Annotated in this window: 17 protein-coding genes; all 17 read left to right on the top strand. The window is 33.1% G+C overall.

Annotated elements, in window-relative coordinates; translation table 11 throughout:
• Nucleotides 1-13: 13 nt before the first annotated feature.
• The 17 genes from ACE1ET_RS03020 to ACE1ET_RS02940 all read left to right on the top strand — a co-directional run bounded on the left by ACE1ET_RS03020 (nt 14) and on the right by ACE1ET_RS02940 (nt 16,933).
• Entirely contained in the window at nt 14-1,303 is a 1,290-nt protein-coding gene (locus ACE1ET_RS03020; protein WP_375726883.1) for a nucleotide sugar dehydrogenase, read from the top strand.
• A 160-nt stretch (nt 1,304-1,463) separates the two neighbouring features.
• Nucleotides 1,464-2,057 (top strand): adenylyl-sulfate kinase, encoded by a 594-nt coding sequence (gene cysC / locus ACE1ET_RS03015; RefSeq protein ID WP_375726882.1) that lies wholly within the window; start codon nt 1,464-1,466, stop codon nt 2,055-2,057.
• 38 nt (nt 2,058-2,095) lie between these two features.
• Nucleotides 2,096-2,881 (top strand): 3'(2'),5'-bisphosphate nucleotidase CysQ, encoded by a 786-nt coding sequence (gene cysQ / locus ACE1ET_RS03010; RefSeq protein WP_375726881.1) that lies wholly within the window; start codon nt 2,096-2,098, stop codon nt 2,879-2,881.
• A gap of 56 nt (nt 2,882-2,937) precedes the next feature.
• The gene (locus ACE1ET_RS03005; protein WP_375726880.1) at nt 2,938-3,306 is read left to right on the top strand and encodes an endonuclease domain-containing protein; all 369 of its coding nucleotides are present in this window, start codon (nt 2,938-2,940) and stop codon (nt 3,304-3,306) included.
• A 70-nt stretch (nt 3,307-3,376) separates the two neighbouring features.
• Entirely contained in the window at nt 3,377-4,354 is a 978-nt protein-coding gene (locus tag ACE1ET_RS03000) for a GDP-mannose 4,6-dehydratase (RefSeq protein WP_375726879.1), read from the top strand.
• Nucleotides 4,355-4,368: 14 nt separating this feature from the next.
• Nucleotides 4,369-5,331 (top strand): glycosyltransferase, encoded by a 963-nt coding sequence (locus ACE1ET_RS02995; RefSeq protein ID WP_375726878.1) that lies wholly within the window; start codon nt 4,369-4,371, stop codon nt 5,329-5,331.
• Between the two features lie 136 nt (nt 5,332-5,467).
• Nucleotides 5,468-6,577, top strand: a complete 1,110-nt coding sequence (locus ACE1ET_RS02990; protein WP_375726877.1) for a DegT/DnrJ/EryC1/StrS family aminotransferase — start codon at nt 5,468-5,470, stop codon at nt 6,575-6,577.
• A 362-nt stretch (nt 6,578-6,939) separates the two neighbouring features.
• Nucleotides 6,940-8,394, top strand: coding sequence for a lipopolysaccharide biosynthesis protein (locus ACE1ET_RS02985; protein ID WP_375726876.1), 1,455 nt, complete (start codon nt 6,940-6,942; stop codon nt 8,392-8,394).
• A gap of 233 nt (nt 8,395-8,627) precedes the next feature.
• Nucleotides 8,628-8,789 (top strand): DegT/DnrJ/EryC1/StrS family aminotransferase, encoded by a 162-nt coding sequence (locus ACE1ET_RS02980; RefSeq protein WP_375726875.1) that lies wholly within the window; start codon nt 8,628-8,630, stop codon nt 8,787-8,789.
• 214 nt (nt 8,790-9,003) lie between these two features.
• A complete protein-coding gene (locus tag ACE1ET_RS02975; RefSeq protein WP_375726874.1) occupies nt 9,004-9,906 on the top strand; it encodes a sulfotransferase family protein in 903 nt (300 codons plus the stop codon).
• Between the two features lie 80 nt (nt 9,907-9,986).
• Nucleotides 9,987-10,697, top strand: coding sequence for a WbqC family protein (locus ACE1ET_RS02970; RefSeq protein WP_375726873.1), 711 nt, complete (start codon nt 9,987-9,989; stop codon nt 10,695-10,697).
• A gap of 3 nt (nt 10,698-10,700) precedes the next feature.
• Complete coding sequence (locus ACE1ET_RS02965) at nt 10,701-11,636, top strand: DegT/DnrJ/EryC1/StrS family aminotransferase (protein ID WP_375726872.1); 936 nt, start codon at nt 10,701-10,703, stop codon at nt 11,634-11,636.
• Between the two features lie 11 nt (nt 11,637-11,647).
• A complete protein-coding gene (locus tag ACE1ET_RS02960; RefSeq protein ID WP_375726871.1) occupies nt 11,648-12,652 on the top strand; it encodes an NAD-dependent epimerase/dehydratase family protein in 1,005 nt (334 codons plus the stop codon).
• Nucleotides 12,645-13,991 carry a DUF7033 domain-containing protein gene (locus ACE1ET_RS02955; protein WP_375726870.1) on the top strand — a complete coding sequence of 449 codons (1,347 nt, stop codon included), beginning with the start codon at nt 12,645-12,647 and terminating at the stop codon, nt 13,989-13,991. Before ACE1ET_RS02960 ends, ACE1ET_RS02955 begins: the two co-directional genes overlap by 8 nt.
• Nucleotides 13,988-14,923 (top strand): glycoside hydrolase family protein, encoded by a 936-nt coding sequence (locus tag ACE1ET_RS02950; RefSeq protein ID WP_375726869.1) that lies wholly within the window; start codon nt 13,988-13,990, stop codon nt 14,921-14,923. The genes ACE1ET_RS02955 and ACE1ET_RS02950 overlap by 4 nt, the downstream gene beginning before the upstream one ends.
• Nucleotides 14,924-14,934: 11 nt before the next feature.
• Entirely contained in the window at nt 14,935-15,915 is a 981-nt protein-coding gene (locus ACE1ET_RS02945; RefSeq protein WP_375726868.1) for a glycosyltransferase, read from the top strand.
• Nucleotides 15,916-15,919: 4 nt separating this feature from the next.
• On the top strand, nt 15,920-16,933 hold the full coding sequence (locus ACE1ET_RS02940) for a polysaccharide biosynthesis protein (RefSeq protein WP_375726867.1): 1,014 nt from the start codon (nt 15,920-15,922) through the stop codon (nt 16,931-16,933).

Genomic DNA, 16,933 nt, shown 5'->3' with positions numbered 1-16,933 from the left:
AAGACTAATTAATATGAAAGAGATCAGTATTGCTGTAATCGGACTTGGATATGTAGGATTACCACTGGCTGTTGAATTTGGTAAAAAATATAAAACGGTTGGTTTTGATATTAATCCAAAGCGAATCAGTGAATTAAACCAGGGGAAAGACCGTACTTTAGAAGTAGAAGATGAAAACCTGAAAGCAGTTATTGATGCTTCGGATGATAAAAAGGGTATATCCTTTACCACGGATTTAAACAAAATTCGTACATGCAATTATTTTATTGTTACGGTTCCTACACCGATAGACGAAAATAAGGTACCGGATTTAACACCATTAAAAAAGGCTTCCGCTACAGTAGGGCAGGTGCTGAAAAAGGGAGACATAGTTATATATGAATCCACGGTTTATCCGGGCGCAACTGAAGAGGAATGTGTGCCTGTTCTGGAAGAAGTTTCAGGGTTAAAATTTAATGTGGATTTCTTCGCCGGATATTCTCCCGAGCGTATTAACCCGGGTGATAAATTGCATACAGTAACTAAAATTCTTAAAGTAACTTCCGGATCAACACATGAAGTAGCTGATAAAGTTGACAGCTTATATAAATCTGTTATTATTGCAGGTACACATAAAGCATCGTCTATTAAAGTTGCTGAGGCATCTAAAGTGATTGAAAATGCACAGAGGGACCTGAATATATCATTTGTGAATGAATTGGCATTAATTTTTGACAGGATCGGAATCGATACCAATGAAGTAATAGAAGCTGCAGGTACAAAATGGAATTTTCTGAAATTTAAACCAGGTTTGGTGGGCGGTCACTGCATTGGCGTTGATCCTTATTATCTGGCATTTAAAGCAGAGTCTCTTGGATATTATCCCGAAGTCATCAGGTCGGGAAGAAGGGTAAATGACAACATGGGCATTTTTGTTGCAAACAAGGTGCTTAAACTGATGATAAAAAAACAGAAGGCCATTGCTGATGCAAGGATTTTGGTCTTAGGTGTAACTTTCAAGGAAAACTGTCCTGATGTTAGAAATACCAAAGTAGTGGATGTAGTGCACGAATTCAAGGAGTTCAGTAATGAAGTTGTGGTATTGGATCCGTGGGCAGATAAAGAAGAGGTTAGAGAAGAATATGGCATTGATATTGTTAATGATCTGAATACGGTAAACGGTAAAACATTCGATGCCATAGTATTGGCGGTATCACATAATGAATTTTTAGAGATGGATTTTGATGCACTTAAAAACGGAAACGCTGTAATATTCGATATTAAAGGCGTTTTGCCAAAGGAAATCGTTGACGGACGATTATAAGATAGAATCAAGAACCAAGACACAAGAATCAAGAACCAGAATACAAGTATAGTCACGGTTCACGAATTACGGCTTACGATTCACGATTAACGAGTTTAGCATAAAACATCAATATGTCTTAAGAACTTACTACTTATTACCTATCACTTACAACTAAATTATGAACGAGATACATCCGATATTTGACAGAATACTGCAGCGTAAAGATAAAGAGACACTGCTAAACCAGCGTTCTGTATGTGTTTGGTTTACGGGTTTTTCAGGATCAGGAAAATCGACCCTGGCAATTAATCTCGAACAGGAATTACATAACCGCGGATTTTTGACACAAATTTTGGATGGTGACAATATTCGTTCCGGGATTAATAAAAACCTCTCATTTTCAAAAGAGGACAGGGCGGAAAACATCAGAAGAATCGCAGAGGTGACAAAGTTATTTGTAAATGCAGGCGTAATAACCCTGAATACATTCATTAGTCCACGCAACGAAATGAGGGAAACTGCCAAAAATATAATTGGTAAAGAAAACTTTGTCGAGGTTTTTGTGAATGCACCGATTGAGGTGTGTGAAAAAAGAGATACCAAAGGGCTTTATAAAAAAGCCAGAGCAGGAGAAATAAAGAATTTTACAGGCATAGATGCTCCGTTTGAAGCCCCTGTAAATCCTGATGTTGAAGTAAAAACTGATATGCTGTCACTATCAGAATCTACCGAAAAAATTCTTAAATTTGTTTTAGAAAAAATAGCTGTTTAATTATTTTATCCTCATATACCTAACCAAATTATTACACAATGAATTTATTAAACAATGCCATAACGGCCGCAATCCTGGCAGGAGAAGAAATAATTAAGGTTTACAATTCTAACGATTTTGAAGTAGTGACTAAATCAGATAATTCTCCTTTGACAAAAGCAGATAAAAAGGCGCACCTGAAAATTACCCAGGTATTACAAAAAACAGGCATTCCTGTTTTAAGCGAAGAAGGAAAAGATATTTCTTTTGAGGACAGAAATTACTGGGAATTCTTTTGGCTGGTTGATCCGTTAGATGGAACTAAGGAATTTATAAAGCGAAATGGTGAGTTTACAGTAAATATTGCTCTCATAAAAGAAGGTAATCCGGTAATGGGAGTGATCTATACGCCTGTAACATCGACCCTGTTTTATGGAGACCTGAATATTGGAGCCTTTAAGACCAAAGTTGAAGAAATACCTGTTGGTGAAGAAATAAAATTTAAAAGTGTTGACAGGCTGCCATGTCGCAAAACTGAAAAATATACGATTGTGGCAAGCCGTTCCCATTTAAGTATTGAAACGGAAGCCATAATAGAAGAAAAAAGAAAAGCTTTCGGTGACATAAATATCATTTCAAAAGGCAGTTCCTTAAAATTATGCCTGGTAGCAGAGGGAAGCGCCGATTTTTATCCGCGCCTGGGACCAACGATGGAGTGGGACACTGCTGCAGGTCATGCTATTGCAGTAGCTGCAGGATGTACCGTTATCAGACACGATAATAAAGAACCGCTGACATATAACAAGGAAAATCTGCTGAACCCATGGTTTGAAGTTTTTAGGTGATGTTTACAGGTTACAGGTTACGAGTGACGGGTTACAGGTGATAATTTATTGTAAAAATGGAAATAAAAAGGTCATTCTTAAAAAATCCGCAGTATACAAAACAAACAAGGCGTAATCTCAGAAATAATCCAACATCCGAAGAAAAGCTATTGTGGCAATATTTGAAAAGTCGTAATCTGAATGGAAAAAAATTTCGAAGACAATATGGTATTGGTCCATATGTGGTGGACTTTTATTGCCCGGAATATAATTTTATAATAGAATTAGATGGATTGATACATTTAAAAGAAGATAACAAAAAATATGATGAAGAACGATCTTGTTTTCTAAATGAAAATGGTTTTACCCTAATACGATTTACAGATGAAGAGATCAACAAAAATATTGTTGGCGCACTTCAAAAAATAGAATCTTACTTAAAATAAATACCACCCCCAGCCCCCTCCTTGACAAGGAGGGGGAATAAAAAGGGGGAGGTCATTAATTGAAATTGTCATGCAAAAAACTTTTCTTGTAACCGGCGCTGCCGGATTTATAGCTTCGCGAACGGCAGAGATGCTGTTGGAGCAGGGGCATACTGTTGTTGGTCTTGATAATTTGAACGACTACTACGATGTTCGTTTGAAAGAACACAGGCTGGAAAAATTGAAGCAGGATCCGAACTTTATATGGAAATATCTGGATATTGAGGATTTTAATGCGCTTAAAACATTATTCCAGGAATATAGTTTTAGTGTGGTGTTTAATCTTGCGGCAAGGGCCGGCGTAAGGTATAGCCTCGAGAATCCGTTTGTATATAACTCTACAAACTCAACAGGAACGTTGAATTTGCTGGAGCTGATGAAGCAGAATGGTGTAAAGAAAATGGTGCTGGCATCTACCTCTTCATTGTATGCTGGATTACCCATGCCGTTCACCGAAGATCTGGCTGTAAATACACCTCTGACTCCGTATGCTGCATCAAAAAAGGCCGCTGAAATGATGGCGTATTCTTACCACAAGATGCATGATCTGGATATTTCAGTAGTGCGTTACTTCACTGTATTTGGACCGGCAGGACGTCCGGATATGGCTCCACTGCGTTTTGTAAAATGGATTGCAGAGGGAACTCCGATCACTTTGTATGGTGATGGTGAACAGGCGCGCGATTTTACCTTTGTGGATGACATCGCCCGAGGAACCATCGCTGCCGGCAAAGAAGTGGGATATGAGGTGATCAATCTGGGCGGTGGTAATAATCCTGTTAGCATTAACAGTTTTATTGCCATGATTGAAGAGATGACAGGCAAAAAAGCCGTTATTGACCGCAAACCGATGCATAAGGCTGACATGAAGGAAACCTGGGCTGATATATCCAAGGCAGAACGCTTACTTAACTGGAAACCTCAGGTATCCGTTGAAGAGGGTGTAAAACAAACGGTGGACTGGTATTATGCCAACGAGGAGTTTGTGAAAGATCTTCAAGTTATTTAGGGTTACAAAAAACTATGGCAAAACCTTTGGTAACTATAGCATGTGCAACCTATAATCAGGAAAAATACATTGCGCAGGCTATTGAAGGATTTTTGATTCAAAGAACAACGTTTGACGTGGAAATCCTTATCCATGATGATGCATCAACAGATAACACGCCAAACATCATCAGGGAATACCAAAAGAGGGATGAACGGATTAAGGTCATTTTTCAAAACGAAAATCAGTATTCCCAGGGTATAAAACCCTTTGTGGACATATTGAGTCAACAGGCCAAAGGAAAATATATTGCCATTTGTGAGGGTGATGATTACTGGACCGATCCGTTGAAATTACAAAAGCAGGTTGACTTTTTGGAAACACATCCTGAATATGGCATGGTGCATACTGATCATGAAATTTATTCTGAACATCAGAACGAGTTTGTTAAAAGAAAATTTGATGCACCGGAATTCAACGATAATCCAACATTCGAAGAGATACTGTTGAAAAACCCTGTATCCACGTTAACAGTTTTAGTTGATCTCAGTCTGATGAATAATGTTATTAGCGATTTTCCCAAAAATAATACCTGGAAATTGGGAGATTTTCCCATGTGGCTTGGAATCGCTCACTATTCAAAAATCAAATATTTGACAGATAATACAGCCGTATATCGCGTATTGAATAACTCCCTGAGTAATCAGTTGGACTTTAGTAAAAAAATAGCCATGTTCAATTCCGTATTTGAGGTGAAAACATGGTTTATGGAAAATTACGGTTGTTCAGATGTGATCAGAAAAAAAGTTGAGGAGAATTACTTTAGGGAAAAACTAAGATTGGCCTTTGTATTTAGAGAACCCGTAACTGCATTTGAGGCAAAACAAGAACTTAGAACAACTAAAGCATTTAATTTTTTAGATGCTTTATTTGTTTTTGGATCGAGAAACAAAATAAACCAGTTCATTGTAAAAGTATATTTAAAACTCTTCGTTTAGAATATTTAATATGGATTCTGTAACCCATATCCTGGTTAAAATTAACTACAATATGTTAAACTCGTCCTCCTTATTAAATGGAGGTCCCCGATTTATCGGGGGGAGGATTTCCATTGGCTGAAATGAATAATAATTAATGAAAAAAATATTAGTTACACAACCCTTTTTGCCACCTTTAGATGAGGTACAACCATATCTTGAACAGATATGGAAAAATAAATGGCTGACCAATAAAGGGCCGTTTCATCAGGAACTGGAACAAAAACTGGCAGAATATCTTGGAGTAAAACATGTGGCTTTATTCAGTAACGGCACATTAGCGCTTTTAATTGCTTTAAAGGCTTTAGGAATTAAAGGAGAGGTTATTACAACACCTTATACATTTGTGGCAACAGCACATGCGTTGTTATGGAATAATCTGAAGCCCGTATTTGCCGACGTAGATCCGGTATACGGTAACCTCGATCCGAATTCTGTTGAAAAAGCGATAACAAAAAAAACAGAAGCCATTCTTCCGGTGCATGTATATGGTAATCCCTGTGATGTAAATGGATTGCAAGAGGTAGCAGATAAGTATAGTTTAAAAATTATTTACGATGCAGCCCATGCATTTGGAGTTAAAGTAAATGAGAACAGTATCATGCAGTATGGCGACCTCTCTGTAATGAGTTTTCATGCCACCAAGCTGTTTAATACGTTTGAAGGCGGTGCCATTGCCTGCCATACAGATGAGATGAAAAACAAAATCGATCACCTTAAGAATTTTGGCTTCGATGGAGAAACCACCATCATCGGCACAGGGATTAACGCCAAAATGAATGAGTTTTCTGCAGCGATGGGATTAATTCAATTAAAGCATTTTGAGGACATATTAGAAGAAAGGACCGTTTTGGCAAACACTTATCGTAGTTTGCTTAAAGATGTTAAAGGAATTCGTTGTTTGGATTCGATCGACGAGGTAAAGCACAACTATGCCTATTTCCCTATTTTTGTGAATGAACAGCAATATGGCATGAGCCGAGATGCCCTTTACGAAAAACTTAAGGAGCAAAACATCTTCGGTCGGCGTTATTTCTATCCCCTAATATCATGGTTAGCAACCTATAATCATCTTAATTCGGCAAAAGCAGAAAATCTGCCAAATTCAGAAAATTTAGCTGAGCAGGTTATTTGCCTTCCCATTTATCCGGGGCTTGGAACTAAAGTTGTTGAGGAGATTTTTAGCATCATAGAATCCGCTTCTTAATATTTATATACCTAGTAACGGGTAACAGAAAATCGGTCACGCTTAACGTATAACGAAAAACTCCCTACTAACTACTATTTTCTATTCATTGTGGCTTAATAGGTTGTAGAACAAGTGGAGGACAGGCCTTAAAAAAATTGTGGTGCTATATGGTACTTTCTGTGAAAACGAGCAGAGGTGTATGCAGGTTCTTTAACCAAGGTTTGAATATAGAAACTAATTAACAAAAGGTATGTGTAGTGTAAATGAACTCTTCATCCTAATCTATCTTAGTGAAAAAGGATCTCAAATAAATAAAGATTGTGAAGCTACTAACCAACCATACACGATTATTAATTAGAACATTATCGCACAGCAGATAAATGGGTAGTTTAAAAGCCAAAACAATTTCAGGTTTATTGTGGAGTTTCATTGATAATTTCTCCAGATTAGGATTAACCTTTGTTATCGGAATTATCCTTGCTCGTTTGCTAACGCCAAGAGAGTTCGGTTTAATTGGGATGATTACCATTTTTATTGCCCTTTCACAATCTTTGGTGGATAGTGGTTTTACACAGGCTTTGATACGCAAGAAAGATTGTACACAAGCCGACTATTCAACGGTATTTTATTTTAATCTCTTTGTAGGGATTGTTTTATATTTGATATTATTTTTATCAGCAGGGGCTATCAGCCGTTTTTTTGATGAGGCCCAATTGTATTCCATAGTGCAAGTTGTTGGTTTAAGTATTGTCATAAATGCTTTTACCATTGTTCAAAGGGCAAGATTAACCAAAGAAATCAATTTTAAACTTCAAACAAAGATTTCAATTATAGCTTCCATTGTTTCAGGTTTCATTGGAATAGGGATGGCATATGTAGGTTTTGGTGTTTGGAGCTTGGTTTTTAAAACTCTATTAGGCGTTGCAATTACTTCCTTATTGTTATGGTTGTGGAACAAATGGATACCCTCTCCTATATTTAGCAAAAAATCGTTTAAAGAGATGTATTCTTTTGGCTATAAGTTAATGATTAGCGGTTTAATTAATACGTTATATAAGAATATCTATTTGCTAATCATTGGTAAGTATTTTTCAGCTGCTGAATTGGGATTTTATACGCGGGCTGACCAGTTTAGAAATTTACCCTCACAAAACATTACAAGTGTAATTCAGCGCGTAAGTTATCCGGTACTTTCAGAGATCCAAAACGATGTTCCAAGATTAAAAGAGGCTTACCGAAAAATTATAAGAAGCACGATGCTGATTGCTTTTGTCTCAATGTTGATGATGGCAGCTGTTGCAAAACCGCTTGTTTTAACTTTGATTGGAGAGAAATGGTTGCAATCGGTTGTCTATCTTCAATTATTAAGTTTTGTAGGTATGTTATACCCACTATCTGCTATAAATTTAAATATGTTGAACGTACAGGGCAGATCTGATCTTTTTTTGCGACTTGAGATTATTAAAAAAACCATGGCCGTGCCAATAATTATTGTTGGAATATATTTTGGTATACGTGTGATGATTTTTGGAATGATTATCAATTCAATAATAGCTTATCTATTAAATAGTCATTATTCTGGAAAGCTTATTGCTTATTCAAATAAGCAGCAATTAAAAGATATTTTCCCTTCGTTTATTTTAGCATTGTTTATTGGAGGAATTGTGTATCTAATTGGTGTATTATTATTGTTACCAAATTATTTAATTTTAATCATTCAATTGTTAGCCGGTGGAGGATTATTTATTTTATTGGCTGAATTGGCTAAAATGCAAGATTATATATATATAAAAGAGATTTTTTTAGATAAAGTATTAAAACGGAAAAATAACTAAAAAGAGTAAACTCATCCTTGAACCCAAAGGCAATATCACCACTGGTTGAATTTGTAGAATTGTTAAAGTATAAATAGTTCAGAAAATAGCTTCTCAATAATTTTAAATTTCACCAGTAATTAGATGCTGCGTTGGCTAAATATAAAGGTGTAATGAGTGTTTCTCTTCTCAAAAAGGATGTTCTTACAAGTTTTGCAGATTAATGGCGAAGTGATTACGAAGCCCTATATTTTGTGGATGCCACCCATTCGCTCAATTGGAATGGCATCAAACCTGTTCTTGTTAATGTGTATCCTGTCTATAACAATCTTGACCCCGCAAAAATTGAAATGGCCATTACTCGTAAAACTAAGGCCATATATTTATGGATGGAGGGGAATATGACAAAAACATAGATGAGTTGTATGATTATTTAAAAGCTAACAATAATTATGGTCGCCGAAATTTTTACACTTTGGTGAATATATTCCAAATTACAAAGGTCTAGATTCAGAAAAACCAGTCAATTTACTAAATGCTCATAAGATAGCTGAACAATTGATTTGGAGCCTTTATACCTTACTATGGAATTAATGAGATAAATCTAATAATCAAAGTAATTCTTAATAAATGAATATTAATAGATACGCTAAAAAACTTAAGAAAAGAATTTTAAACATTATACTTATTCAGAAGTGGTATATTAAATTTACCAGAAAAAAAGCGCCTGATTTTATGATAATAGGCGCCATGAAGGCTGGAACAACAAGTTTATATCAATATCTGTCCGGGCACCCTGATTTAATTTGTTCTACTATAAAGGAGCCAAGTTTTTTTAGTTGGAAACATGGGAATGGAATAAATGAGTACTTAAGATACTTCCCAGGTAAAAAGAAGATTAAAGAAAAATTAGTATTTGAAGCATCGGCTACATATTTGCATCATCCAAAATCGGCTATAAGAATTAAACAATTAATACCAAATAGCAAATTGATCATCATCCTCAGAGATCCAATAGAAAGGGCAATTTCACATTTTAATTATTATTCAAGTAAGACTTCACTATTTGCGAAAAATAATCCTTTATCCATTGAAAATAGAGAGATTCGTCAAGCTTTTTTAGAAGATATAAATGGTGCTGAAAAAGAATGGAATAAGCAATATTGCAGGTTTAGCCGTTATGGAGAACAAATTCAACGTTTTTACAATTTATTTGAATCAAATAAAATTTTAGTTTTGGATTTTGAAGAGCTTCAAAATTACCCTAAAGAGATATTAAATAAAATTTCTAATTTTTTAGATATTGATCCAACATATTTTGAGACATATAGAAAAACAAGTAATAAAATGACAAGTGCAGAATCTTTTGATCCTAAAAAAAAGAAAGAGTTAAATATTTATAATTCGCAAGAATATTCAATAGAACTCCCATCTGATTTAAAAAAGGAGTTAATAAATTTTTATAAAGAGGACATTTCGTTGCTATTAACTTTGTCAAAAACTAACTTTTCTTGGAGTAAGCTATATAAGTAAAATTGTGCTATTTTGAGATAACTCAGAATGAATGTATAGCTTATAGGTTTTATATCAAAATGTTACAAAAATAATATATTATGAAGATAGCAATAATGCAACCATATTTTATGCCTTATATAGGCTATTTTTCCTTAATCAAAAATGTGGATAAGTTTGTTTTCTTCGACACAGTACAATATATCAATAAAGGTTGGATGAATAGAAACCGAATATTGTCACAGTCTAAAGAAGGAGTTGGCTATATTACTGTACCTGTAAAAAAAGCTTCAAGAGACATGCTTATTAAAGATACTTTTATTGATGCTGATAAAAATTGGAAAGAAAAAATACTTGGACAGCTGCAGTTTTACAAAAAAAAAGCACCTTATTATTTTAGAACATATAAACTGGTTGAGGAAATTTTAAACTATGATACCAATAAAATTTCGGAGTTGAATATTTATACTATAAAACGAATTTGTGCATATCTTGATATTAATACTGAATTTGAAATTTTTTCCACGGGCAAAATCCAAATCGATAAAGTTAATGCACCTGATGAATGGGCTTTAGAAATATCTAAAGCCTTAAAAGCAAAACAATATATTAACCAACCTGGAGGACAGTCATTTTTTGACAAGAAAAAGTATGATAATGCTGGTATTGATTTGAAATTTATTAATGTGAATTTAAAAGCTTATAAAACTTTTTCAGATGTTTTTATACCCGGATTATCTATTGTGGATGTATTGATGTTTAATACTTCTGACGAGATAAATAAACTTCTTGATGATTTCAAATTATTTTAAATTATGATAACAAAGTCACCAGTTAAGGTTTTGAATCACTATGAACAGCTAACATTCACCAATTCTGCTCGAATTGCTTTTAAATTATTATTAAAACACTTGAAATTTAAAAACGAGGAGAAAATTTTACTACCAGCATATATAGGTATAACTGATAGAGAAGGATCAGGAGTTATTGATCCAATCCAATCTTTGTCAATTAAATATGAATTCTATTCAATTAATAATAATTTTAAAATTGATTGTGAAGAGATAGAATCAAGGTTAAAGACAAAACAATATAAGGCTTTATTAATTATACATTATTTTGGTTTTGTACATTGTAATATGCAATTAGTGAAAACGATTTGTGAGAAACATAATGTTGTTTTAATTGAAGATTGTGCTCATAGTTTTAATTCTTACCATAGAGATAGGAAGCTTGGAGATTTCGGAGATTTTAGTTTTTTTTCAATTCATAAGTTTTTTGCTCTCGAAAATGGTGGCTATCTAAAAAATAATACAAATGATTGTATAAACGAAGAATTAGAAAATCATGATAAAATTAAGAGTGAAACATTAGAGTCAGTTTTCAAAGGAAAGCTCAATATGATTTCAGAAATTCGTGTAAAAAACTACAATTATTTAAATGAGAAACTATCTAGTATTTCTGAGGTTGAAGTGTTGTTTCCTAAAATTGAAGATGGTATTGTTCCGATGAATTTTCCAATTCTTTTACCTGAAAATATTCGTGAAAAACTATATTTTTATTTAATGGAAATCCAAATACCTACAATTGCATTATATTATCGGTTAATTGAGGATATTAAAATGGAAGAGTTTGCCTACTCACATTATTTATCACAAAATATTCTGAATCTTCCAATTCATCAAAGCATTAGTTTTGATGATATTGATTTTATTGTAGGGCAAATAGTGTTGTTCTTTAAAAGTAATTAAATTCATTATAAATGAAAAAGATATTAATATTTGGTGCTACAGGGCAGATTGGAGCATATACAGCTCTTGAATTGAAAGAAGCAGGATATAATGTTGTTGCATCAGGTCTCAGAGAAAGTGACAATGGTTTTTTCCAAGATTATAACATTCCATATTATTCGGTTAATATTTCTAATAAAGCGTCATTTGATAAAATAAAAAATAAGGATTTTGATGTTGTAGTTAATGTAGCAGGAAATGCTCCTTCAAAAGTAAAAGGTTATAATCCTGAATTATATATTGATATGTTTGTAACTGGTACTTTAAATATACTACACTTTTGCATTGAAGAAAAAGTACAGAAGATTGTTTCTACACATACTCGTGCAGATTCCAGTTATTTAATGAACTCTAGGGAATTAGTTGAAGCCGATATTGAGAAGAGGTTTCCCTTAACAGGAGATCATTCCATTTATACAATTTGTAAAAATGCTGCGGTTGATTTAATGGAACATTTTTATACGCAGCATGGATTGAAAAGATTTATATTTAGACTGCCAACGATTTATGATTATCATCCTGATAAATTTTATTTTGTTAATGGTAAAAAAAGAATAATGGCATATAGGTATATAATAGATCAAGCCATTCAAGGAAATGAAATTGAGATATGGGGAGATCCATCAAGGGCAAAAGAAATTTGTTATGTTAAAGATTTAACTCAGTGTATTGAAAAAGCAATTGAATCTAACTTAGAAGGAGGAATGTATAATTTTGGTAGGGGAGTTGGAGTAACAATTGAAGAACAAATAAAAGGTATTGTTAAGGTTTTTTCATCAAAGGAAAATCCCTCTAAAATTATCTACAGGCCTGATAAACCTGATTCAAGACAATTTATTCATGATATTTCTAAGACAAGGAATGATTTAGGCTATGAGCCTAAATATGATTATATTTCACTCTTAAATGAGTTTAAAAAAGAGATGGAACTAAACAGGTTTAAAAAACTTTGGGGAAATATTGATGATTATGAATAAAGTAATTGTAATCACAAATGAATTAAACTATGAAGAGAAATCTTATATATTTTCATTTTTATTTTCTGATTATTTCCAGATACCATATAAAATAAAAATTGAAAAGCATTGTGAAACTTATAATTTTATATTTTCGGATAAGAAATTAATCTTTAAGGATGAGTTTTTTAGGTATTTCGCTGAACCTTTATCCTATTTAAGTGAAAAGAATATTCCTACCAATCTTGAAAGAATTTCGTTTAATGATGTAGTCAAAGATATTCCTGTCATTTATGGCGATAATAAAATTTTAACATCTACAGATGAAATTTATTGCGGGCTTGATATTGTTGCTTCCTGTTTTTTTCTGTTAACTCGTTGGGAAGAATATGTAATAGCTAATAGATATAAGGATAATAGACCTGTTGAATCATCTCTACTTTCCATAAAAAACAGTTTTTATGATCAACCAGTTGTAAATGAATATTTAAAACTAGTTGAATCTTTTTTCCAGATACTTAAAATCCCTTATTTTATACCAGAAAGAAAGTTTTCTATTAAATTAAGTCATGATGTAGACTGGTTATATTTAAGTTCTCAAAATCAATTGTGGAAAAATATTTCTAAACGTATTTTTATTAAGAAGCAAACATTACATTCTTTAAAAATAATATATAGATACTATTATTATAGGTTGTCTAGAATTAATCCATTTGATCCATTTGATGAATTATTAGAAATAGGAAATAAATTCAATTTAAATCTGGCTTTTTATTTTAAAGCAGTAGAGGAAGGAGAGAAGGGATTTACATATAGCATTAAACATAATAGAGTTAGTAATATAATCCAAAAAATATCGAAGGCAGGTTTTGAGATTGGTTTTCATCCTTCAGAAAATACTGTTAACAATGATAATCAATTTGAAATTGAAGCTAATCGTTTAAAAGAAATTGCAGGAAGTAATATTAAGGGAGGGCGTAATCATGGGTTATATTATTTTAAAGATACGTTTAATCAATGGGAAAAAAATGACTTTTCTTATGATGCAGGACTTGGATTTCAATTCGTAAATGGTTTTAGGTGTGGAATCTGCCATGACTTCTATATTTTTGATATTTATAATAGAAAGAAATTAAATTTGAAAGAAATACCATTTGTTGCAATGGATACGACAGTATTAAGAAACAAGCTTCAACCGCATGAATTGTTTAGTGATGTAGTGAGAATAATCCAAACAGTAAAAAGGTTTAATGGTAATGTTACTTTTAATTGGCATAGTAATTTAATTAATACTATTGACTTGAAAAAATATAAGGAAGTATATATTAGGATTTTAAATTATATAGGTGGATTGAAATGAAATGGACTAAAAAAGGATTAATATACAAAGCTGAAGGGAAATTTGGATTTGATTTTTCCCATTGTCATAAACCTACACCTTTTCTTTTAGATGAGGAAACAATAAGATTGTATTTTGGTGTTAGAGATAGAAATAATAAAACCAGGACAACTTTTATTGATTTAAATAAGAATAATCTTAAAGACATAAAGTATATTCATAATCGTCCTGTACTGGATTTAGGTAAGATAGGGACTTTTGATGACAGTGGAGCCCAAGTATGTTCTGTTGTTAGAAATTCTAATGAAGTTTATTTGTACTATATTGGATGGAATACTAGTACAACAGTTCCTTCCAGAAATGCTTTAGGTTTAGCCAGAAGTGTTGATAATGGATTTAGTTTTGAAAGAGTATTTGAAGGACCAATTTTAGAAAGATATCAAAATGAACCCTATCATATTGGAGCATCCGATATAATAAAGTTGGGTAGTGAATGGAGAATGTGGTATAATTCTGGACAGGGATTTAAATTCGTAAACGGAAAACCTGAGTATACATTGTATATAAAATATGCTTCATCTCATAATGGAATAGATTGGATTAGGCACAATATTAATTGCATAGTTCCATTAGATGAACATGAAATTATTGGTCGGCCTTCTGTGATTCTTCATAAAGGGAAATATATGATGTGGTATAGTAGACGAAGTATTATGGATTTTAGAACGGATAAAAATGCAAGCTATAGAGCCGGTTATGCTGAATCATCTGATGGAATAGAATGGCAAAGAAAGGATAAAGAGGTCGGAATTAATATTGCTGATACAAATGGAGTATGGGATTCTGAAATGCTAGCATACCCATATGTTATAGAAATTAATGGGACTTTAACAATGTTCTATAATGGCAATGGTTTTGGGGAATCAGGTGTAGGATATGCAATTCTAACTTAAAATTAGACATTATGAATAATCATAATATCCTAGTAAGTATTTGTATTACCACCTATAATCATGGAGACTTTATACAACAAGCGTTAGAAGGTTGTATCATGCAAAAAACAAATTTTGATATTGAAATTTTAATAAATGATGATGCCTCGACTGATAAAACTGTTGAAATACTAAGGAAATATGAGGAAGAATATCCCGATATTATTAAACCAGTTTTTCAAACATCAAACCAATATTCAAAAGGTGTTCATCCTATGGCTGAATTGGTATATCCACGCGCAGGAGGGAAATATATTGCATTATGTGAGGGTGATGATTACTGGACAGACCCTTATAAATTACAAAAGCAGGTAGATTTTCTAGAGAAAAATTCTGATTTTGGTATGGTTTGTACCGACTATAAACGATTTTATCAAGAGAAGAAACGATTTAAAGATCATTGTTTTCGAAAGTCAAAATATAATTCAGAGGTTAAATATGAAGATTATTTATTAGATAGGTCTACAATCGGAACAGCAACTGTTTTATTTAAACAGGAATTACTTAATAAATACTACAAAGAGATACCAGAGAAGGTTCGGTATAGTTGGAATGTTGGTGATACGCCAATGTGGCTCTATTTTAGTATAAAATCAAAGATAGGTGTCCTTAATATCGAAACTGCTGTTTATAGGGTTTTAAAAATATCTGCTTGCCATTTTAAAAACCCTTTGGATCATTATAATTTCGTTTTAAAAGGTTTCGAAATTCCTGATTATTTTATAGCACATTATACAACTAGCGAAAGTATTAAGAAGGAAATTGCTGCGAGAAAGAAAAGAGCTAAATTACATTATGCTTATAAGATAAGGGACAGGAAATTATTTGAAAAAGAACTACGTTCTTATCGAATAGAAGGATATAAATTGAATAAATCTTTTATTTTGAGGAGGATTGGATTATTGAATAATTTTTTTTACCAAGTATCCGAAAAAATTCTAAAGAGAACTTAATAATATGGAAAATTATAATAATAAAACACTTTTAATAACAGGTGGAACCGGTTCTTTTGGAAACGCCGTTCTGAAATCTTATTTAAACAGGGATTTTAAGGAAATAAGAATCTTCAGCAGGGATGAAAAAAAGCAGGAGGATATGCGTATCGCACTGAAAAGTGATAAGGTTAAATTTTTTATTGGTGATGTGCGTGATGAAAAAAGTGTGGACGACGTCATGGTTAATGTGGACTATGTATTCCATGCCGCTGCATTGAAACAGGTACCTTCCTGTGAATTTTATCCCATGCAGGCTATTAAAACAAATGTAATTGGTGCTGAAAATGTATTGGATTCGGCTTACAGGCATAATGTAAATAAAGTTGTAGTTCTGAGTACGGATAAGGCTGTATATCCTATCAATGCCATGGGACTGACTAAGGCAATGATGGAAAAATTAATGATTGCCAAATCCAGAATATTAAAGGAGAACAATGTATTTTGTGCCACACGGTACGGAAATGTGATGGCATCGAGGGGTTCAGTAATCCCATTATTTGTGGATCAGATAAAATCAGGGAAACCGGTTACGATTACAGATCCGAATATGACCCGGTTTATGATGTCACTCACGGAATCGGTTAATTTGGTGGAATTCGCGTTTAATAATGCAATGCCGGGCGATATATTTGTACAGAAAGCACCTGCTACAACCATTGAACTTTTAGCGCTTGCATTAAAAGAGATTTTCAACGCATCAAACCCGGTTAAAATTCTGGGTACACGTCATGGAGAGAAACTTTATGAGACCCTCTTAACCCGGGAAGAAATGGTTAAGGCGGAGGATTTAGGAGATTTTTACAGAATCCCGGCCGATAGCAGGGACCTGAATTATGCCAAGTACTTTGTGGATGGGGAAATAAAAACATCAGAGTTTGATGATTATAATTCTCACAATACACAAAGACTGGATTTGAATGCGACTGTTGAACTTTTATTAAATCTGGATTATATACAGGAACAACTAAAACAATAA

Source organism: Quyinboa mangrovi, from assembly GCF_042219825.1.
Lineage (GTDB): Bacteria > Bacteroidota > Bacteroidia > Bacteroidales > UBA5342 > JBHJHP01.
The sequence above is the reverse complement of the archived record's forward strand: the minus strand, read 5'-3'. Positions and strand labels throughout refer to the sequence as shown.

Excerpts from the sequence above, each read along its gene's own strand:
- ACE1ET_RS02955 (WP_375726870.1), top strand. The coding sequence starts at position 12,645 with ATGAATAAAGTAATTGTAATCACAAATGAATTAAACTATGAAGAGAAA.
- ACE1ET_RS03000 (WP_375726879.1), top strand. The coding sequence starts at position 3,377 with ATGCAAAAAACTTTTCTTGTAACCGGCGCTGCCGGATTTATAGCTTCG.
- ACE1ET_RS03020 (WP_375726883.1), top strand. The coding sequence starts at position 14 with ATGAAAGAGATCAGTATTGCTGTAATCGGACTTGGATATGTAGGATTA.
- ACE1ET_RS02975 (WP_375726874.1), top strand. The coding sequence starts at position 9,004 with ATGAATATTAATAGATACGCTAAAAAACTTAAGAAAAGAATTTTAAAC.
- ACE1ET_RS02995 (WP_375726878.1), top strand. The coding sequence starts at position 4,369 with ATGGCAAAACCTTTGGTAACTATAGCATGTGCAACCTATAATCAGGAA.
- cysQ (WP_375726881.1), top strand. The coding sequence starts at position 2,096 with ATGAATTTATTAAACAATGCCATAACGGCCGCAATCCTGGCAGGAGAA.
- ACE1ET_RS02940 (WP_375726867.1), top strand. The coding sequence starts at position 15,920 with ATGGAAAATTATAATAATAAAACACTTTTAATAACAGGTGGAACCGGT.
- ACE1ET_RS02970 (WP_375726873.1), top strand. The coding sequence starts at position 9,987 with ATGAAGATAGCAATAATGCAACCATATTTTATGCCTTATATAGGCTAT.
- ACE1ET_RS02985 (WP_375726876.1), top strand. The coding sequence starts at position 6,940 with ATGGGTAGTTTAAAAGCCAAAACAATTTCAGGTTTATTGTGGAGTTTC.
- ACE1ET_RS02990 (WP_375726877.1), top strand. The coding sequence starts at position 5,468 with ATGAAAAAAATATTAGTTACACAACCCTTTTTGCCACCTTTAGATGAG.
- ACE1ET_RS02945 (WP_375726868.1), top strand. The coding sequence starts at position 14,935 with ATGAATAATCATAATATCCTAGTAAGTATTTGTATTACCACCTATAAT.
- ACE1ET_RS02965 (WP_375726872.1), top strand. The coding sequence starts at position 10,701 with ATGATAACAAAGTCACCAGTTAAGGTTTTGAATCACTATGAACAGCTA.
- cysC (WP_375726882.1), top strand. The coding sequence starts at position 1,464 with ATGAACGAGATACATCCGATATTTGACAGAATACTGCAGCGTAAAGAT.
- ACE1ET_RS03005 (WP_375726880.1), top strand. The coding sequence starts at position 2,938 with ATGGAAATAAAAAGGTCATTCTTAAAAAATCCGCAGTATACAAAACAA.
- ACE1ET_RS02950 (WP_375726869.1), top strand. The coding sequence starts at position 13,988 with ATGAAATGGACTAAAAAAGGATTAATATACAAAGCTGAAGGGAAATTT.
- ACE1ET_RS02960 (WP_375726871.1), top strand. The coding sequence starts at position 11,648 with ATGAAAAAGATATTAATATTTGGTGCTACAGGGCAGATTGGAGCATAT.